Consider the following 19,651-nt stretch of genomic DNA (forward strand, 5'->3'; position numbering starts at 1 on the left):
GTAGCCTGAACGCGATGGCGCAATACACGAAGCACCCGGTCGCCGCCCCGCCCGCCGCTCCCGAGCGCGAGTCCACGGGGCATCTTCTGCTGCGCGGGTACATCGGCCTGGTGCTGTTCGCGACCTTCGCGCACTCGGCGGTGTACAACCTCGTGGGCGAGATCGGCGCATTCATCACCCTCCTCGTCTTCCTGATCGCGACGCTCTCCATCGGCGTTCCGATGATCGCCCGTCGGCGACCTGCCGCGTTCGCGTGGCGTCGCCTGCCCTGGGCCGCCGTCGCGTACACCACGCTGGCCCTGCTCTCGGTCGCGTGGTCTCAGTGGCGCGGAGCGACCATCATCACCTGGGTCCTGCTCGCCACCGTCACGGTGAACGCGCTCTTCATCGTCCATGTGCTGACCTGGCACGAGATCGTGCGGGCGCTCGCTTCCGCGTTCAAGTGGATCCTCGGCCTGTCCCTCGCGCTCGAACTGTGGGTCGCCCTTGTCGTCCACGCTCCGATCCTGCCGAACTTCTTCGTGCGGCCGGACGGCGAGACCAACGCCCACTGGTACTGGGTTCGCGGCAACCTCGTGGACGGCGGCCGGATCCAGGGCATCGTGGGCAATTCGAACGTGCTCGCCATCATCTGCCTGTTCGCGATCCTCACCTTCGGCGTGCTGTTCGCCGCGCGCACGCGCTGGCGCACCACTCTCGCGCTCTGGGCCCTCCTCGCGGGATACTTCCTCGTCCGGGCCGGATCCGCGACGGCATACGTGTGCGCCGCCGCTGCCGCCGCAGTCCTGGTCGTCGCCCTGCTGATGCGCCGCGCGACGTCTCCGGGCGCACGAACACGACTGTATGTGCTGTTCATCGGCGGCGCCGTGGTCATCGGATCCGCCGTCTGGCTCCTGCGTGAACCCCTGTTCGCCCTCATCGGTCGCAGCGCAGACCTCACCGGGCGCTCCGACAAGATCTGGGACAAGGTCCTCGCGCGCGCCGCGGAGCATCCGATCTTCGGCAACGGGTTCTCGAGTCCCTGGGTTCCCTTCGATCCTGCCTTCGCCGGATGGATCGAGGATCACGGCATCACGGTGTTCCACGCGCACAACATGTGGCTCGACGTGCTGATGCAGCTGGGCGTGGTGGGGGTTGTCCTCATGGCTCTCGCCTATCTCAGCCTGCTCTGGCGTTCGTGGTTCTTCGCCATCGACCGCCCGCGCTGGGATCTGAGGTCGGACCGCGACTATTCGGCGATCACTCTGCTTCCGAGCCTCTTCACGGTCGTGCTGCTCGTGCAGGGTCTGACGGAATCGACCCCGATCATGCTCTGGGGCTGGATGCTGCTGGTCCTGCTCTCGTTCAAGATCAAGGTCGTGCCCCTGGTCGGCGTCGGTGAACGCGAGCGTGTGATCGAGCGCGGCGAGCGAAGCCGGCGGGTTCCGTGACGCCCGAACGTCGTCTGAGCGATCTGCTCGGCTCGGCCGAGTTCGCCCGCGCGTATACGATCGCGGTCCTCACAGCGGTCTTCTCGTCGTTCGCGATCGAGCACATCGCCTCATCGGTCACCCTCGCGACGATCATCGCCGTCCTGTGCGTCGTCGGCGCCTGGATCCTGTGGGTGCGCAGGGAGGAGCTGTCGCTGCTGCGGATCGCCCCGTCGTCGCTGCTGGCCTTCCTGGCGTGGGCCGCCGTCAGCATCGTGTGGACGACCGACAAGTCCGACACCGCTTTCGGTTGGATGGAGCTCTTCGGCTTCGCCTTCCTGGCGATCACCGTCGGCCACATCCGCGACACCCTCCAGACCGTCCGCGCCCTGGGCGACTCGCTGAGGTTCCTCCTCCTCGTGTCTCTGGGCCTGGAGCTCCTCTCCGGCGTGCTGCTCGACACGCCCTTCCTCTTCCTCGGCATCCAGGGAGACCTGGCCGTCGGCGGACCCGTGCAGGGGATCTTCGGCAGCAGGAACATGCTCGGTTTCGTCACCGTGATCGCACTCATCACTTTCGTGGTGGAGTGGCGGTCGCAGTCGCTGACCGCTCGCATCGCGATCCCCTCGATCGCGCTCGCGGCGCTGCTGGCCTTCTTCTCCTCCTCCCCCACCGTGCTCGTGCTCGCGGCCGCAGTCGGCGTCGTCGCCGTCGCGCTCGCGATCGTCCGCCACACCCCGCCCGAGCGGCGGACCATCGTGCAGTGGGTGCTCGGTGTCCTCGTCGCTCTCGCCCTCGCTGCCGCGTTCGCACTGCGCCATGTGATCATCGCGCTGCTCGATGCCGGGTCGGATTTCTCGATCAGAGCGACCCTGTGGAACACGATCCTCGATTTCGTCGCTCTCAAGCCGGTCGAGGGGTGGGGCTGGTACGGCGCGTGGGCCCGCGGAGAGTTCCCGTTCACGTACATCAACTTCCTGCTCGACGACCACCACCAGAGCGCGCTGAACGCGTACTTCGACGTCCTGCTGCAGCTGGGTGCCGCCGGCCTCGTGCTCTTCCTCCTGTTCGGCGGCATCGCCACCGTCCGGTCCTGGCTCGTCGCGAGTGCTCGGCGTTCGGTGGTCTACGCCTGGACCCCGCTCATGCTCGTCACACTCGCCGTCGAGTCGATGTTCGAGAGCTTCACGATCGTCGGCGCGGGCTGGTTCATGCTCGTGCTCTGTGCGCTGCGGGCCGGCCAGACGAGGTCGTGGCGGGAGAACATCGACGCCGCGCACACCGGAGCGATCCCGACGCTGCGTCCCGAACGCTGACCTCCGCGCCGCGCCCTCGGCGGATTCCGAACTGCTCCGGGTAGGGTGGATCTGCTCGCGGCGCCCTGCGGGCCCCGAGCCTCCGGAGATTTCACCTCGTGACTCACGCCCCCTTCGACCCGGCCTCCGCGACGATCGTCATCGTCACGTACAACCGGTCTCACCTCCTGACCGGCCTCCTCGAGAGCATCACGGCGATGGACCCGAAGCCGGGCCACGTCGTGATCATCGACAACGCCTCGTCCGACGACACCACCGAGGTCGTCGACTCCTTCCGTCCTCGGCTCGGCACCGAGATCATCTACCGACGCCTCGAGACGAACACCGGTGGGTCGGGCGGCTTCAGCGAAGGCATGCGCACGGCGTACGAGCTGGGTTCGGAGTGGATCTGGATGATGGACGACGACGTCGAGGTCGTGACCGACGGCCTGGCGAAGATGGGCAAGTGGGCCCCGCGGTTCAAGAGCATCCAGGGCCGCCGGTACGACTACGACGGCAGCGAGTTCTACTGGCAGTACCGGATCGCCGAGCGCATGGGCATCCCGATCCCGTTCGCGCCGTCCGGGTTCGATGCGTCGGGCTACAAGGAGATGAACAGCGGATGCTTCGAAGGCATGTTCATCCATCGGTCCATCGTGAAGCAGATCGGTCTGCCCGACCACCGCTTCTTCATCTACTGGGATGACCAGATGTACGGGTGGCTCGCCTCGCGCAAGACCACTGCGGTGATCGTCGACGAATTCGTCCTGCGACGCACTCGCGAGATCAAGCAGTGGGACATGGGCATCCGCCACATGAACGCCTCGAGCAACGCCTACCGGTTCTACATCATGCGCAACCGGGCGTACATCAAGCAGTACTACCGCGTTCACCGCAACTACAACCCCGTGCTGTTCGGCCTCGGGACGTCGATGACGTTCGCGAAGGAGCTCATCCGCCTCCTCTTCGTCGAGCGCACGGTGCGAGGGACGAGCAATCTGTTCCGGGGACTCAAGGAGGGCGGCAAGCTCGGCCGCGATCGCTCCTGGACGCCCATGCCCGCTCTGGAGGACTGACCGCATGACCGACGAACCGCAGCCGGAACTCCGCTGGGCGCCACTGGAGCCGAAGCCGAGCAATCGTGGTCGTGTCTGGCTCATCGTCGGGCTCGTCGTCGCCGTGCTCGTCATCGTGGGCGTGCTGCTGTTCTTCCTCCTCCCGCGGGGCGAGACCCCGACTCCGGGAGCCAGCGGCTCGCCCTCCCCTTCCGCGTCGGCATCGACATCCCCGTCCCCGTCAGCGTCGCCGACGCAGACCGAGACCCCTCAGCCGACGGCGGAGCCCGCGCCGACGATGACACCGATCACGACCCCGCCCCCCGTCGCGGACCCCTCGGTCGACGCCTTCCGCGGACAGGTTCAGGGCTGGCTCGATGATGCGCTGACAGGACTGCAGATCGTCAGCGAGTCCAGTGGACAGGACGCGACCGAGGTCATCGAGAGCCTCCAGGCCGACGCGCAGCGGCTCGGCGAGAGCGCTCCGCCCTCATCCATCGAATCCGCCTGGGGCAGCGCGCTGAGCGAGTACGACCAGGCGCTCACCTCGCTGCACTCCGACGCGGCCGCAGGGATGCAGCCGAGCGTCGACAGCGCACGCTCGGCTGCGAATCAGCTTCGAGGCCTCGTCGGGCTCTGACCCCGCGGCGGCGGCCCGATCCGTTCGGCTCAGTCGCCGTCGGACTCGAGGCGGCGCAGGCGCTCCTCGTAGTGCGCCGCGAGTTCGAGGCGCAGTCGCGCGCGCTCGTGCTCCGACTGGGCGCGGCTGAGCGCCTCGTCGGCTTCCAGATCAGCCACATCGAGGCGCACGCGCAGCCACTCGAACCGCTGCTCGAGCGCGGCGACCTGAGGAGCGATGCGATCGAACTCGGATCTGATGTAAGAGAAGTCGGCCTGGGTTCCCGCGAGGCGTGCCTCGTAGTCGCGCTGCGCGTGTTCGACCTGCTCGAGAGCACGCCCCATGCGGGCGTCCACTCTCGCGTCTACACGGCGTTCGACGACGGCGTCGAGTCTGCGACGGAGTCGGTTCAGCATTCAGTCCTCAATCATTCGGGTGATTGTCGATGGTCTGTGGGATTCAGCGGTGATACGTGACGCGGCCGGAGTCGATCCAGCGCCGCACGAGCGCCGACTCCAGGTCGATCCGGTGCTCTGCTCCGACCGCCGAGGGGTCTCCGTAGGCGTGGTTCCATGATGTCTGATCCGGCGCGTCGACGAAGGAGAATCCGGCCGCATCGACCGTGGCGTCCGGGAACAGGCGGGTGGCGATCCAGAGCATCACCGTCCCCGTCGTCGCCCACTGGCCACCGCTGCGCGGATCGGCTCCCATCGCCTCGCCGAGTGGCAGCACCACCTCGCGGTTCGGCATCGTCACGATTCCGAGATCCGCGGGCCAGAAGGCCGGGAGCTTCGGGTTCTCCCAGAGCAGGCGCCCGGGTTCGATCATCAGGTAGAGGCGCTCGGAGTAGCCCTCGAAGAACCAGGGCGTCGGACGCACACCACGATTGAACACGACGACGTCGGCGCGCCGACCCACCGACGGCATGCCGTCGACGTCGTCGACACGGAAGCCGTTGACTCGGAACACGATGTCAGCCGTGTCGATCATCGCGGCGCGCTCGTCGGACGGCTCGAGCGGCTGATTTCCGACGACGGCGATCCGACGAGCGGTATCCGCTCGTCCGTATGCCGTGACGAGCGGACGAAGTCGGTCGTAGAAGTCGACCTCTCCGGCAATCGCCCTGTCATCACCGACAAGATCCGTCACACGCCCCATGAGACCTCAGCTTAGGGCACCGCGGCGGCTGTCCCATCGGCGGGGCGGCGAGTCACGGAGAGGACGCGTCTAGAGTTGTCGGCGTGACTTCTTCGCAGACCATCCCGCTCTCCACGGCGAGCATCGGCACCGGCTCCCCCGTGTTCACGATCGCTGAGATGTCGGGAAACCACAACGGCGACATCGATCGGGCGCTCGCGATCGTCGACGCGGTCGCCGCCACCGGCGCCGACGCTCTCAAGATCCAGACTTACACCGCCGACACGCTCACGATCGACTCCGACAAGCCCGCATTCCGGGTCGCGAGCGACCACGGGCTCTGGGGCGGCAGGAACCTCTATTCCCTCTACCAGGAGGCTCACACGCCGTGGGAGTGGCATGCGCCGATCTTCGATCGCGCGCGCAGCCACGGACTCATCCCCTTCTCGACGCCCTTCGATCCGAGCTCGGTCTCGTTCCTCGAAGAGCTGGGGGTCGAGATCTACAAGACGGCATCCGCTGAGATCGTCGACATCCCGCTCCTCCGGGAGGTCGCCCGCGCCGGTAAGCCGATGATCGTGTCGACCGGCATGGCGACGCTCTCGGAGATCGATGCGGCGGTGACCGCCATCCGCGGTGCCGGAGGCACCCAGCTCGTGCTGCTGGCCTGCACAGCGGCCTACCCCGCGGTTCCCGAAGAGGCGCGACTGGGCAACATCGCGGCGCTCCGAGACGCCTTCGACGTGCCGGTGGGACTCTCGGACCACACGCTCGGGATCGGGGTCGCGGTCGCCGCTGCGGCCCTCGGCGCGGTCGTGATCGAGAAGCACGTCACGCTCGATCGAACAGACGGCGGCGTCGACGCGGACTTCTCTCTCACGCCCGACGAGTTCAGCGCTCTCGTCGTGGCCTCCGAACAGGCGCGCGTCGCGTCCGCGAGCGGTGTGTCCTTCGGACCGACCGCTCAGGAAGAAGCGGTGCTCGCCCTTCGCCGTTCGCTGTTCGTCGTCGCCGACGTCCGAGCGGGCGACACCGTGGGACCCGAGAACGTGCGGTCGATCCGCCCCGCCGGCGGACTCCGCCCCGATGACTTCGCTCTGGTGAGCGGACGCACGTTCACGCGAGACGTCGAACGCGGCACCCCGCTGACCTGGGATGCGCTCTAGACCGCGCTCCTACGAGAGCCGCCACCGGGCGAGGGTGAGGAAGCCGGCATCGTCGGCGGGCAGGTACGGCAGATAGCCGGCGCGCTCGAACAATCGTCGTGATGCGACGTTGTCGCCGTGCACGGTGGCCACCATGCGCACCGGCGGCTGTGCGGCGAGGGCTCGCTCCGCGGCCCGGAGCACCGATGCCGCCAGCCCGCGGCCACGGCTCTCGGGTGCGACCGTGATCGAGATCTCCCACTCGTCGGCCGACCGTCGGTCCCATCGGCAGGTGGCGACCGGCACTCCGTCGGACTCGACGATCAGGAGTCGCCGGTCGGGGTTCCGCAGGCTTCGCGCGAGCCAATCGGTGTGCGATCTCCAGTCGATCTCGCCGCGTGAGCGCGAGCCGGAGCGGACCTCCGGGTCGTTGCGCCACTCGAACAGTCTCCGCCCGTCGTCGACGTTCGCCGCACGGGCGACGAGTCCGGAGGGAGGCTCGACGGAAGGGCGGGTCGTCAGCAGCTGTTCCCAGGACGCCACGATCCGCCAGCTCCCGAGTCCGTCGACGGTCCGCTTCAGCTCGGCGGCCGTCCGGGCGAGCGATGCCGGAGAAGCCAGGAGATCGGCGAGCGCGCCGATCCTCTCCTCGAGTCCGTGATGGGGCGGCTCCCCGAGGCCCACCGCGAGCCCCTGTTCGACGACCTGACGGTAGCCGACCCGCTGGTTGTCCGCCACGCAGACGAGCGCCATGGGAAGACCCATGCACGCGAAGTCCCAGACCGAGGTGCCGGCAGCCGTCACGGCCAGGTCGTGGGACGCGGCGATCGCGGGGAGGTCCTCGACGAAGCCGAGGACCTGGACGGCATGACGCGAGGACCCCGCCGCGGACAGCACGTCGGGACGCCGCCGGGGGTCGATCACCGTGATCTCCACCGGAGAAGGAACGCGATCGAACGCGGCGACGACGCGCGCGGTCACGCCGTGAGGGTCCGTGCCGCCCATCACGATCAGCACGCGAGGCGCTGCCGCCGCCGTTTTCCGGGCGTCACGCTGAGCGAGCACCTGAGCGCGTACGACAGCCGCGTCGATCCCGGCCAGATGACTCCGGCTGCGTTCAGGACTCGCGAAGGTGCGCTCGGACGCCAGATTGGCATCGATGGCCAGATCGGCATCGCGCACACCGAACGGACCATCCTGCATGTTGCTGAGCAGCACTGCGAGGGACGAGAGATCGGGGACTTCGCGATAGGTGTCCAGATGGATCACGTCGGCGTCCCGCCCGAGCTCCGCGAAGTCGCCGAGGCTCGCCGCGGCGCCGTCCACGGTGAGCAGCTCGAGTTCCGGATCCATCCGGCGCAGGACCTCCGCGCCGACCGCATCCACATCGCCGAACACCGACGCCGCCCACCCCCGGTCCCGCGCCTCGCGGGCGATGGTGAGAGTGCGCATGAGGTGCCCCATGCCCGCCTCGACACCGGCATTGCAGTGCAGGAGGACCCGTCGCCCGCTCATCACACGTCCCTCTCCTCGGGGGCGCGGCTGCGCCCACCCGATAGGATAGGCCGGGCATGGAACAACCCGAGCATCCGTGCCATCACGACAACGCTGAGGAGACAGAGTGTCGGTTCTCGAGGGCGCGAGCATCCTCATCACTGGCGGCACCGGGTCGTTCGGCAAGGCGTTCATACGTCACGCCCTGACCCACATAAATCCCCGGCGTCTCGTCATCTTCTCGCGCGACGAACTCAAGCAGTACGAGGTGCGGCAGCAGTTCGGCGACGACCCTCGACTCCGGTGGTTCATCGGCGACATCCGCGACGAGAGGCGACTCGCTCGCGCGCTGCACGGCGTCGACTACGTCGTTCACGCCGCTGCCCTCAAGCAGGTGGACACGGCCGAGTACAACCCGTTCGAGTTCGTGAAGACGAACATCCTCGGCAGCCAGAACGTGATCGAGGCGTCGATCGACGCCGGTGTGAAGCGCGTCGTCGCGCTGTCGACCGACAAGGCCTCGAGTCCGATCAACCTCTACGGTGCGACCAAGCTCACGGCCGACAAGCTCTTCATCACCGGCAATCACTACGCAGCCGCGTACGACACGCGGTTCGCGGTGGTCCGCTACGGCAACGTCATGGGATCCCGCGGCTCGGTCATTCCCTTCTTCTCCCGCCTGGGTGCCGAGGGAAAGCCGCTTCCCATCACTGATCTTCGATGCACGCGGTTCTTCATCACACTCCCCCAGGCGGTCGAGATGGTGATCGACACGTTCGAGCTCATGCAGGGCGGCGAGCTCCTCGTTCCGCGGATCCCGTCGATGAAGGTCACCGATCTCGCCCACGCCGTCGTGCCGGGAGCGGAACTCGTCGATGTGGGCCTGCGTCCGGGCGAGAAGCTCCACGAGGAGATGATCAGCCCGGAAGAGGGCCGTCGCGCCGTCACGGTCAGCGATGGGAAGTACTTCATCATCCAGCCCGACCTCGCGTCCTGGGGCTATCAGATGCCCGCCGGAGCCGTGCCCGTGCCGGAGGGCTTCGCGTACCGGTCGGACAGCAACGATCAGTGGTACTCGCAGCAGGAGATCTCCGAGATCATCGAGGCGGGGATCTGACGATGCTGCCCTACGGACGGCAGTCGATCTCCGAGGAGGACATCCAGGCCGTCGTCGAGGTGCTCCGTGGCGACTGGCTCACGACCGGCCCGGCAGTGGCCGCGTTCGAAGCGCGACTCGGCGAGATCGCCGGCGGGCACCGGGCGGTCACCGCGACCTCGGGCACGGCGGCGCTGCACATGGCGTACGCGGCTGCGGGGGTCACGCACGGAGACACCGTGATCTCGACTCCGATGACCTTCATCGCCACGACCTCGATGGCGTCGGTCCTCGGGGCCGACATCGTCTTCGCAGACGTCGAGGAGGACACAGCGCTCATCGACCCGGACGCGGTCGACGCCCTCGTCGATGAACGCACCAAGGTGATCGCCGCCGTGGACTATGCGGGACACCCCGCCGACTACGACAGACTGACAGAGATCGCGGCGCGTGTGGACGCGCTCGTCCTCGACGACGCCGCCCATTCGATCGGCAGCACGTACCGGGGTCGGCCGGTCGGCGATCTCGCGGACCTGACGACGTTCTCGTTCTTCCCGACGAAGAACCTCACGACCGGCGAGGGCGGTGCGCTCGTCGCCAAGGATCCGAAGATCGCCCAGCGCGCCCATGAGTTCCACTTCATCGGGCTGGTGCGGGATGCCGATCGCTTCGCGATGACGACGGAAGGCGCGTGGCATCAGGAAGTCCATGAGTTCGGGTTCAACTATCGCCTCGACGACATCGCCTGTGCACTCGGGATCGCCCAGCTGGCGCGGCTCGACTCGTTCCGGCGGCGACGCGCCGAGATCACGCGGCGCTACGACGCGGCTCTCGCAGGCGTCGACGGGGTCCGTACTCCGATCCAGCGTGACGACGTCGAGCTGATCCGGCATCTCTATCCGGTGCGCATCCTCGACGGACGCCGTCGGACGGTCTTCGACCGGATGCGCGCGGACGGCATCGGGGTGCAGGTCAACTACATGCCCGTGTACTGGCACCCGGTATACGCGGACGCCGGTTATCGCCGCGGAATGTGCCCGAACGCGGAGGCCTTCTACGCCGAGGAGCTCTCGCTCCCCATCCACCCCGAGCTCACCGACGACCAGGTCGACCAGGTCGTCGAGTCGCTCCTCAGGGCTCTGCGTTGACGCGGATCGGGATCATCACGCAGGCGCGGATGACCAGCACCCGTCTTCCGGGGAAGGTGCTGATCCCGGCCGGCGGCCGCTCCATGCTCGACCACCACCTCGACAGGCTCGCCGCCACCGATCTGCCGATCGTGCTCGCCACCACCACGAACGCCGCAGACGACCCTCTCGCCGCGCTCGGGCACGCACGCGGCATCGACGTGTTCCGCGGCAGCGAGACCGATGTGCTGAGTCGGTTCGCGGGGGCGGCTTCCTCCGCCGAGTTGGATGTCGTCGTCCGAGTGACGTCGGACTGCCCGCTGATCGATCCCGCCGTGGTCCTCGAAGGCGTCCGTCGATTCATCGAGCTGGACGATCCTCACGCTCATGTCTCCAACGTCCTCCAGCGCACGTACCCGCGAGGCTTCGACTTCGAGGTGTTCTCCGCGGCCGCTCTCGCCGACGCCGACAGGAACGCCACCGAGCCGGCGGAGCGCGAGCACGTCACCCCTTATCTCTACGCGGGCGGGTCACCGCGGGCGAACATCCACTCGATCACGCAGGACGTCGATGCCTCGCGCTATCGGGTGACGCTGGACACTCCGGAGGACCTGACGGTCATCCGCAGGCTGATCGAAGAGCACGGTGCCGCGTCGCTGGACGCGACCGGGATCGTGGCGGTGCTCGACGCGCATCCCGAGCTCGCCGCGTTGAACGCGCACGTCGAACAGAAGAAGCTCGGGGAATGACCGGGAGATCGCCGGCGAATCCCGCTCAGCCGCGGTTGTAGTCGGCGTTGTAGCGATCGAGGACGTCCGCGATCGGCCCGTCGAGCACGAGCCCGCCCTTGTCGAGATAAAGACCGCGGGTGCAGAAACGGCGGAGGTCGCGCTCGTGGTGACTCACGAAGAAGAGGGTGCGCCCCTCGGCGAGCAGCTCGTCGATGCGCTTGTAGCACTTCTCCCGGAAAGCCTTGTCTCCGACCGCCAGCACCTCGTCGACCAACAGGATCGGCTCATCGAGCTGCGAGACGACGGAGAACGCCAGCCGCACCTTCATCCCGTTCGACAGGTGCTTGTAAGGAGTGTCCTCGAATCCGGCGAGTTCGGCGAAGGCGATGATGTCGTCGTATCGTCGCGCCACCTCGTCTCGCGACATGCCATGCAGGCCCGCCGTCAGAGCGACGTTCTCCCGCACGGTCAGGTCCCCCACGAATCCACCCGTGATCTCGATCAGCGGAGCGACCCCGCCGTGCACGGTCACCGATCCCTCGTCGGGGAGCAGCACCTTGGCGACGAGACGGAGAAGCGTGGACTTCCCCTGACCGTTGCGCCCGACGACGCCGATCGATTCTCCTTGCTGCACCGTGAACGAGACATCGCGCAGCGCCCAGAACTCGCCCGGACGCGAGCGACGCGACGCACCCGCGAACAGGTCCTTGAAGTTTCGGCTTCCACGGCGGTTCCGACGGAAGCGGACACCGAGATCCTTGGCCTCGATCGCGACGGTCATCCCAGCTCCTTCAGCACGGAGCGCTCGAGGGAGCGGAACGTCCACACGCCGAGGGCCAGGATCACCAGGGTCATGCCCACACTGACCAGCAGTGTGAAGGGGTTCCACTGGTCGGGGAAGAACGGCATCCGATAGAGCATGAAGATCCCGGCGAGAGGATTGAATGCACCGAGCGTCTGGAAGATGCCGGGGAGGTCGGTGACGTTGTAGATGATCGGCGTCGCGTAGAACATGGCTCGGAGGATCAATGCGGTCGTCCGTTCGAGGTCGACGAAGAGGACGCAGAGCGGAGCGACCAGCAGGCCGAGTCCCACGAGGAGGACGGTCTGGAGGAACACCGCGACCGGCACCCAGAGGACTCCCCAGCCCACCTGCACCGTGTGCGCCGGATCCTGCTCGACCAGCAGGTTGATGATCACGAAGGCAGCGAGCACAGGCAGCGAGAAGAGGAACTCGATTCCCTTGCTCAACACGATGCGGTTGACCCAGATCGAGCGCGGGATCGCGGTCGATCGTACGAGCCGCGCATCCTTCTTGAACGCGCGCGTGAAGTCCGTGACCGACGTGTTGAACCACACCCAGGGCAGCAGAGCGCTGATGAGGAACACGATGTACGGATCCTCGCCGACGTCGCGGTTGAAGATCTGCGTGAAGACGAACCAGTAGATCACGCTCATGACGAGCGGATCGAGCACCGACCACAGATAGCCGAGCAGGCTCGTCGAGTACCGCACCTTGAGGTCTCTGGCCGACAGCAACCACAGAGAATGCAGATAGCGCCGGGGCGTCCCGGGCGCCCCGACAGCAGCGTGACTCACGGTGTCGAGTCTACGAGAGCGAGTTGTTCCACAGCGACAGCGCCGAGCCGATGGCCATGTGCATGTCGAGGTACTGGTACGTGCCGAGGCGTCCGCCGAAGTGCACGTCCTTCTCGCCCCTCGTGAGCTCGCGATAGGCGAGCAGGCCGTCACGGTCCATCGGGGTGTTCACCGGGTAGTACGGCTCGTCCTCGCGGTTCGCGAAGCGAGAGAACTCCCGCATGATGACCGTCTTGTCCGACTCGTAGACGTCCTTGCGCTCCGGGTGGAAATGCTTGAACTCGTGGATGCGCGTGTACGGCACGTCCATGTCGGGGTAGTTCATCACGCTGGTGCCCTGGAAGTCGCCGATGTTCAGCACCTCCTGCTCGAAGTCGAGCGTGCGCCAGCTGAGGGCACCCGCCGTGTAATCGAAGTAGCGGTCCACGGGGCCCGTGTAGACGATAGGCAGCTGTCCGACCGTCGCCCTCTTGTTCAGGGGCTGAGCCTCATCGAAGAAGTCGACGTTCAGCTTCACCTCGATGTTGGGGTGATCGGCCATCCGCTCGATCCACGCGGTGTAGCCGTCCGTCGGCAGCCCCTCCCACGTGTCGTTGAAGTAGCGGTTGTCGTATGTGTATCGCACAGGCAGGCGGCTGATGATGTCGCCGGACAGCTTCTGCGGATCCGTCTGCCACTGCTTCGCGGTGTAGTCGCGGAAGAACGCCTCGAACAGGGGGCGGCCGACGAGCGCGATGCCCTTCTCCTCGAAGTTGGACGCCGTCTTGACGTCGAACTCCCCCGCCTGCTCGCGCACGAGGGCCCGTGCCTGGTCGGGCGTGTAGGCCGACTGGAAGAACTGGTTGATCGTGCCGAGGTTGACCGGCATCGGGAACACGGTGCCCTTGTGCGTCGTGTACACGCGGTGCACGTAGTTCGTGAAGCTCGTGAAACGGTTGACATACTCCCACACCGTGGCGTTGGAGGTGTGGAACAGATGCGCGCCGTAGCGGTGGACCTCGATGCCCGTCTCGGGCTCGGCCTCGCTGTAGGCGTTCCCGCCGATGTGGTGGCGACGGTCGATGACCGTCACCTTGCGGCCTGCTTCGGCGGCGCGTTCTGCGATGGTGAGGCCGAAGAAGCCCGACCCGACGACAAGAAGATCCATGTTGCTGCTTTCTGCCCACAAGGCTGACATCCGCACGGCGTCGCGCGGCACACAGCAGACAACTCTACCTGCAGCGCACTCGGCGCTGCCTGTCAGCCCGCCTCGGTGCCGAGAGGCCCTCCCACGTCCAGCATCTGCTGGAGCATCGGGGCGAGCGTGCGCCCATACGAGTCGGAGAGGTGATTGTCGTCGATGTAGACGGCGACGTTGCCGATCGAGCCCCTGCACACGCCCTCAGGACACAGCCAGGGTCGGAAGTCCACCGCGATCACCCCGTCAGCCGCCGTGAGATCGTCGAAATCCTCTCCGTCGACGAAGGCGAGTTCGGGCACGTCGCACGATGCGGCGTCGGCACCCGGAACGACCTCCGAATCCTCCGACACGCACTCGTACATGTCGAAATCGAAGCGAGGATTGTCGCGCACGGCGATCACCTGGATGCCGTTCGCCGTGAGCTCCTCCGCGATCTCGCGGATCCCCTCGACGAGAACCTCGGGAGACGAGGGCGTCGCCCGGGTCGCGACCAGGTAGACCGCATCCGGCTGGACCCTCATCGCATACTCGATCGCCGCGGCGCGCCATTCGTCGCAGGGTGTACCCGCCGCCGACCAGGTCGGAGCTCCGATGCCGATGGCGCACCCTCCCTTCAGCAGAGCGACGAGGCCCCATCCCTGCTGATCGGCGAGAACGGCGAGAGGCGACATGAGCTGCTGTGCGTGCGAATCCCCCATCACGAGCACTCGCCAGGCGTCGGAGTCCTCCGCTGCCGCGGTCTGGGCGCAGCTGCCTGCCAGCGCAGGCTCCACAGGTTCGAGATCTCCCGCGCAGCTGCCGTTCAGGTCCACCCACTCGTCATCGAGCGCCGTGGCCGGCGGCATCAGCGGGAGGTCGGTGACGGCGAGATCGATCGGCGAGTCGATCTGGGCGGCACCCGGATACCCGCCGCTGTCGCTGTCCATCAGCGCCGCCGCACGATGCTGGATCGTGAGCTGCCAGGCGGCGAGGGGTGCGGCGACCAGCAGGACCGAGGCCGCGAGTGCGAGGACGCCGAGACGACGGGAGCCATCGAAGAACGCGGCGTCGCGGATCGGGCGCTCCACGAGCGTCGACACGATCCGCGCCAGCACGAACGAGACCAGGACGATACCGGCGCCGGCCAGCCATCCCGGCTCGGACCTGCCGCTCACCATCATCCAGGTCACGAGGACCGGCCAGTGGACGAGGTAGAGCGCGTACGCGTCATGGGAGACGAATCGCAGCGGCGCCGACTCGAGGATCATCGCGGGGCCGCCACGCGGGCGGTCGCGCCCGGCGACGATGACGAGCGCCGTGCAGATCACCGGCCACAGAGCGAGATACCCGGGGAATCCGCCCTGCACGTCGAGCACGATTCCGCACATGACGATGCCGACGATCCCGACCCAACCGAGGAGTGCGGCGATCGACGGTCGGACGCGGACATGCGGGAGAGCGATCGCGACGAGCGAGCCGGCCGCGAACTCCCACAGTCGCGTGCGGGTGTCGAAATAGGCGAAGGACTGGGCGCGTATCGTCTCGACGACCGAGAATGCAAGCGAGGCGACGAAGATCGTCCCGAAGACGACGGCGAGTGCGGGGATGACGAGGTGGCGCCGACGACGGAGGATCAGCCAGACCGCGGCGATGATGAGCGGCCACAGGATGAAGACCTGTCCTTGGACCGACAGCGACCAGAAGTGCTGGAACGGACTCGGGGTCGCGGAGTCGCGAGCGTAGTAGTCGACCTCCGACAGGGCCAGCGTCCAGTTCTCGACGTAGAAGAGACTCGACCAGGCCTCACGCCAGACGCGCGGCCACTCGGTCTGCGGATACGCCGCGAACGCGACGCCGAGGACGCCGACGATCGTCACGGCCGCGGCGGGCAGCAGCCGCCGGAAGCGGCGCAACCAGAAGGACGCGAGCGCGAGCGGACGCTCCGACCCGACTCGTCGCACGAACGACGCGGTGAGGAAGAAGGCGGAGACCATCAGGAACACGTCGACGCCGCCCGAGACGCGCCCCAGCCACACGTGGTACGCCACGACCAGCAGGATGGCGAGCGCGCGCAGACCGTCGATGTCCGCGCGGCGGGTGAGCGGATCCCCGGCGACAGGCGCGGTCGGAGGAAGCGGTGTCGGGTGCGTCGTTTTCATGAGGGGCGGCGTATCGGCGAGGGGTGTCGCCGCAGTCGTCTCGGGTCGACCGTCTGCCTCTGCCAGCCTATCCGCCCGTTGCGAGCAGTCGCTCGGCCGCCGCGTCGATCTCGGTTCCCAGCAGTCTGGCGTATTCGAGATTGAGATGATCCGCGTCGTAGTAGACGGGGATGCCGCCGACCACGGCGTAGCACGATGTCGCGTCGCAGAATCGGTCGGTCAGATCCAGCACGCTGATCGACGGTGACTCTGCCTGAGCGCCCGCCACGACCACCGGGTCGACCGGGTGCGCCTCGGCTCGAGGGCGCGCGCAGGACTTCGGGTCCTCGGCATTGTGCAGCACGCAGTCGGGGCTTCTGACCTCAGCGTTGAACGGAGGATCCGCCAGCGCGAGCACCTTGATCCCCTCCTCGCTCCACCGCGTCCAGTAATCGAGCAGTCCGTCCGACATCTGATCGACCTGCGGCCGGTCGCTGCCGTCGTCCACCAGCTGGAGCCGCGACGCCATCGCGGTGATGACGAGGTCCGGATCCTCTTCGGCGACGGTGTCGGCGAGGTCGCTCGACCACTCGCGGCACCTCTCGACGTCGGCGGCACCCCACGCGCTGCGGAACCCGATGAACTCGACGTCGGCTGCGGGACACCCGCCGTAGAAACTCGTGTCGACGATCCAGCCGTGCTCCTCTGCGATGTCGAACACAGCTCCCTGCCACTGCTGCGCATGGGAGTCCCCGATGAGCCATACCCTCGTCGGATCCTCTTCGCCTCGCGAGAAATCGCACTCGTGGGTGGTCTTGAGGTCCCCATACGTGAGAATCGGCAGGAACTCGCCGCACTCCGCAGGCGTGTAGAAGTACTCGTTCTTCTTGGTCATCACCGAATAGTCCGCAGCCCCGAAAGGGTCGTCGCACTCGGCCCCCGGTGCGAGCGCCGAAGGCCCTTCGCACGTCGACGCGGCGAGGTCGTCCGGTGGGCTGTCCGCCTCGACCCTCGCCGCATATGCGGCAAGGACCGCCGCCACGAGCGCCGCGATGACGAGCATCCCCGTGACCATGAGCCCGAACGCACGGCGCGAGGAGCCGCGCCAATATCCCCAGGTCTGTCCGGCGTCTTCGACGAACCTCTTCGTGAGCACGGCCAACACCAGCGAGATGGCCAGAACCGCGACCTTCGAGAGAGTGTTCGCTTCACCACCGATGACGAACGGGGCGACGACGATGAGCGGCCAGTGCCAGAGATAGAGCGAGTACGAGACTCCGCCGATCCACTGCACAGGTCTCAGTGCGGTCACCTTCGCATGCCAGAGAGCGGCGTGCGAGTTTCCGGCGAGGATCACCGCTGCGGTGCCGAGGACCGGCACCAGTGCGGCGTACCCGGGGAAAGAAGTCGCATGATCATAGGCGAAGGCGGCGACGACGATGAGGCCGAACCCGAGCAGGCTGACGATGTCGGCCGCGGCGCGTCCGAGCGGGATTCGACTGCCGAGCAGCGCGACCGCCCCGCCGATCGCGAATTCCCACCCGCGCGTGAACGTCGCGAAGTACGCCTGAGGCGGAGCCATGGTCGTGTAGACGACGCTGGCGACGAAGGAGGCGACCCCCACCAGCGCGACGACCGCGATCAGCGCCGTGGCCGTCCGCGCTCTCACTCCGCGTCGCGTGTCCGGTCGTCCGGTGCGCCGCGACACGGCCAGCGCGGCCACCAGCAGCACGGGCCAGACGATGTAGAACTGCTCTTCGACCGACAGCGACCAATAGTGCTGGACCACGCTCGCCGCATCATTGAGCGCCGAGTAGTTGACCGACATCGATGCCAGGAACCAGTTCTCGACGTACCCCGCGCTCGCTGCGACCTCCCAGGCGCCCCGCTCCCAGCGAGGGTAGGGAAGGAACAGCACGAGAAGCACGAGCGACACCGCGAGGACGAGCAGCGCCGCCGGAAGCAGGCGCCGGATCCGTCGGGCGTAGAACGCACCGAGGCGCACTCCCCCGGTCCGTGTCATCTCGCCCACCAGGTGCCCCGTGATGAGGAAGCCGGAGATCACGAAGAACACATCGACTCCGACGTAGCCGCCGGGCAGGCGCATCGGCCAGAGGTGATTGAGCACCACCAGGCCGATGGCCACGGCGCGAAGTGCTTGGATGTCGGTTCGGAACACCCGCGCCTTCGGCGCCGCGGTCGGAGCGTCTGCGCTCCGCAACGACACGCTCACGACCCGAGATACTCCCTGAGGAGCTCGTCTCCCACGCGAGGGGTGAAGCCGATGCTCTCCACCCGGGTCAGGTCGAGGACGCTGTTCGTGGGGCGCGGGGCGACGGGCGACGTCGCCGCGGCGAAGTACGCGTCAGTCGACACACCCGTGACCCGCGCCGGATCCTCGCCGACGAGTTCGAACACACGGCGGGCGACGTCGGCCCAGGTGACGCTCTCGCCCTCGGACGTCAGGTTGTAGACGCCGAACGGCGGGCGGGTCTCGCCGAGGGTGCGGATGAGGCGCGCGATCTCTTCAGCGAACGTGAGTCTCCCCCGCTGGTCGTCGACGACCTTCGGGTCGACTCCCTTCGCGGCCAGCGACGCCATGGTGCGCACGAAGTTCCCACCACTCCCGATCACCCACGAGGTGCGGACGATGTAGTGACGAGGGGCTGTGGAGACGGCGAGATCGCCCGCCGCCTTCGACTGGCCGTAGACGCCGAGTGGACACACGACGTCGTCCTCCGTGTACGGTCGCTCGGCGGTTCCGTCGAAGACGTAGTCACTCGACACATGCACGAGGGTGATGCCGTGCTCCGCAGCGATGCGAGCGAGAGCTGCCGGTCCGGCGGCGTTGACCGCCCACGCATCCCGCCTGCCCTCGGGCGTCTCCGCACGATCCACGGCCGTGTACGCGGCGGCGTTGATGATCGTGTCGTAGTCGCGCCACCGTCGCGCGTCGGTCAGAGTCGTCGATCCGAGATCGAAATCCGCGCGCGTCGTCCATTCGACGCTGCCGACGCCTTCGAACTCGGCTCGCAGCGCGGTTCCCAGCTGCCCGCCCGAGCCGATGACGAGGGTCTTCTTCGGGGCGACCGGCTCGACATCCGCGAGACGCGGGTGTGCGAGGTCCTTCGCAGACACCTCGGCCTCGGCGAGCGGGATGGGCCACTCGATCGCGACGGTCTCGTCAGCGAGATTCAGGAACGAGTACGAGGCGTCCGGCGACCAGTGATCGTTCACGAGGTAGGTGTACGCGGTGTCAGGCTCGAGGGTCTGGTAGGAGTTGCCGACGCCGCGAGGCACGAAGATCGCCTTCGAGGGATCCAACTCCGCCGTGAAGACCGCTCCGAATGTCGGGCCTTCTCGCAGGTCGACCCAGGCCCCGAAGATCCGACCGGTCGCGATCGACACCCACTTGTCCCACGGCTCGGCGTGGATCCCGCGAGTCGTGCCGACGGCGTCGTTGAAGGAGACGTTGTTCTGCACCGGACCGAAATCGGCGAGGCCCAGTGCGGTCATCTTCTCGCGCTGCCAGTTCTCCTTGAACCATCCGCGCGAGTCGCCGTGCACGGGCAGATCGAAGATCTCGAGCCCGGGAATCGTCGTCTCGGTGCGACTCAGAGGCTTTCCGAAGTCGATCTCGCTCACCG

General features: G+C 67.3%; 17 protein-coding genes. 8 read left to right on the forward strand and 9 right to left on the reverse strand.

Features of this window, described 5'->3' with window-relative positions:
• Nucleotides 1–14 precede the first annotated feature (14 nt).
• The 4 genes from QRN21_RS02335 to QRN21_RS02350 all read left to right on the forward strand — a co-directional run bounded on the left by QRN21_RS02335 (nucleotide 15) and on the right by QRN21_RS02350 (nucleotide 4,399).
• A complete protein-coding gene (locus QRN21_RS02335; RefSeq protein WP_285363038.1) occupies nucleotides 15–1,430 on the forward strand; it encodes an O-antigen ligase family protein in 1,416 nt (471 codons plus the stop codon).
• Entirely contained in the window at nucleotides 1,427–2,725 is a 1,299-nt protein-coding gene (locus QRN21_RS02340) for an O-antigen ligase family protein (RefSeq protein WP_053095648.1), read from the forward strand. Before QRN21_RS02335 ends, QRN21_RS02340 begins: the two co-directional genes overlap by 4 nt.
• Nucleotides 2,726–2,823: 98 nt before the next feature.
• Entirely contained in the window at nucleotides 2,824–3,780 is a 957-nt protein-coding gene (locus QRN21_RS02345) for a glycosyltransferase family 2 protein (RefSeq protein WP_053095647.1), read from the forward strand.
• A gap of 4 nt (nucleotides 3,781–3,784) precedes the next feature.
• Nucleotides 3,785–4,399, forward strand: coding sequence for a hypothetical protein (locus tag QRN21_RS02350; protein ID WP_285363039.1), 615 nt, complete (start codon nucleotides 3,785–3,787; stop codon nucleotides 4,397–4,399).
• Between the two features lie 29 nt (nucleotides 4,400–4,428).
• Here the strand turns inward: QRN21_RS02350 and QRN21_RS02355 are convergent, their stop codons facing one another.
• Together QRN21_RS02355 and QRN21_RS02360 are read right to left on the reverse strand one after the other, a co-directional pair.
• Complete coding sequence (locus tag QRN21_RS02355) at nucleotides 4,429–4,794, reverse strand: hypothetical protein (protein ID WP_053095645.1); 366 nt, start codon at nucleotides 4,792–4,794, stop codon at nucleotides 4,429–4,431.
• Between the two features lie 43 nt (nucleotides 4,795–4,837).
• Nucleotides 4,838–5,527 (reverse strand): glycosyltransferase family 29 protein, encoded by a 690-nt coding sequence (locus QRN21_RS02360; RefSeq protein ID WP_285363040.1) that lies wholly within the window; start codon nucleotides 5,525–5,527, stop codon nucleotides 4,838–4,840.
• Nucleotides 5,528–5,619: 92 nt separating this feature from the next.
• Here QRN21_RS02360 and pseI point away from each other — a divergent pair, with 92 nt between their 5' ends.
• On the forward strand, nucleotides 5,620–6,681 hold the full coding sequence (gene pseI, locus QRN21_RS02365) for a pseudaminic acid synthase (RefSeq protein ID WP_285363041.1): 1,062 nt from the start codon (nucleotides 5,620–5,622) through the stop codon (nucleotides 6,679–6,681).
• Between the two features lie 9 nt (nucleotides 6,682–6,690).
• On the opposite strand, the gene QRN21_RS02370 is transcribed toward pseI, so the two are convergent.
• On the reverse strand, nucleotides 6,691–8,175 hold the full coding sequence (locus QRN21_RS02370; RefSeq protein WP_285363042.1) for a GNAT family N-acetyltransferase: 1,485 nt from the start codon (nucleotides 8,173–8,175) through the stop codon (nucleotides 6,691–6,693).
• Between the two features lie 106 nt (nucleotides 8,176–8,281).
• Between QRN21_RS02370 and pseB the strand changes: the two genes are divergently transcribed.
• Genes pseB through QRN21_RS02385 form a run of 3 tightly spaced genes read left to right on the forward strand, consistent with a single transcriptional unit; the run spans nucleotide 8,282 to nucleotide 11,126 of the window.
• Nucleotides 8,282–9,271 carry a UDP-N-acetylglucosamine 4,6-dehydratase (inverting) gene (gene pseB / locus QRN21_RS02375; RefSeq protein WP_056278197.1) on the forward strand — a complete coding sequence of 330 codons (990 nt, stop codon included), beginning with the start codon at nucleotides 8,282–8,284 and terminating at the stop codon, nucleotides 9,269–9,271.
• Between the two features lie 2 nt (nucleotides 9,272–9,273).
• Nucleotides 9,274–10,398: a DegT/DnrJ/EryC1/StrS family aminotransferase gene (locus tag QRN21_RS02380; RefSeq protein ID WP_056278194.1), complete on the forward strand. Its 1,125-nt coding sequence runs from the start codon at nucleotides 9,274–9,276 to the stop codon at nucleotides 10,396–10,398.
• A complete protein-coding gene (locus QRN21_RS02385; RefSeq protein WP_285363043.1) occupies nucleotides 10,284–11,126 on the forward strand; it encodes a cytidylyltransferase domain-containing protein in 843 nt (280 codons plus the stop codon). Before QRN21_RS02380 ends, QRN21_RS02385 begins: the two co-directional genes overlap by 115 nt.
• Nucleotides 11,127–11,151: 25 nt before the next feature.
• On the opposite strand, the gene QRN21_RS02390 is transcribed toward QRN21_RS02385, so the two are convergent.
• The 6 genes from QRN21_RS02390 to QRN21_RS02415 form a co-directional block, all read right to left on the reverse strand.
• Nucleotides 11,152–11,889, reverse strand: a complete 738-nt coding sequence (locus tag QRN21_RS02390) for an ABC transporter ATP-binding protein (protein WP_056278192.1) — start codon at nucleotides 11,887–11,889, stop codon at nucleotides 11,152–11,154.
• Nucleotides 11,886–12,707: an ABC transporter permease gene (locus QRN21_RS02395; protein WP_056278189.1), complete on the reverse strand. Its 822-nt coding sequence runs from the start codon at nucleotides 12,705–12,707 to the stop codon at nucleotides 11,886–11,888. The genes QRN21_RS02390 and QRN21_RS02395 overlap by 4 nt, the downstream gene beginning before the upstream one ends.
• A gap of 10 nt (nucleotides 12,708–12,717) precedes the next feature.
• Nucleotides 12,718–13,854, reverse strand: coding sequence for a UDP-galactopyranose mutase (glf, locus tag QRN21_RS02400; RefSeq protein ID WP_285363044.1), 1,137 nt, complete (start codon nucleotides 13,852–13,854; stop codon nucleotides 12,718–12,720).
• Nucleotides 13,855–13,946: 92 nt separating this feature from the next.
• Complete coding sequence (locus tag QRN21_RS02405; protein WP_285363045.1) at nucleotides 13,947–16,025, reverse strand: acyltransferase family protein; 2,079 nt, start codon at nucleotides 16,023–16,025, stop codon at nucleotides 13,947–13,949.
• 67 nt (nucleotides 16,026–16,092) lie between these two features.
• A complete protein-coding gene (locus QRN21_RS02410) occupies nucleotides 16,093–18,237 on the reverse strand; it encodes an acyltransferase family protein (protein WP_285363046.1) in 2,145 nt (714 codons plus the stop codon).
• Nucleotides 18,234–19,649, reverse strand: coding sequence for a sugar nucleotide-binding protein (locus tag QRN21_RS02415; protein ID WP_285363047.1), 1,416 nt, complete (start codon nucleotides 19,647–19,649; stop codon nucleotides 18,234–18,236). The genes QRN21_RS02410 and QRN21_RS02415 overlap by 4 nt, the downstream gene beginning before the upstream one ends.
• Between the last annotated feature and the right edge of the window lie 2 nt (nucleotides 19,650–19,651).

Source organism: Microbacterium sp. LMC-P-041 (assembly GCF_030209555.1).
GTDB lineage: Bacteria > Actinomycetota > Actinomycetes > Actinomycetales > Microbacteriaceae > Microbacterium.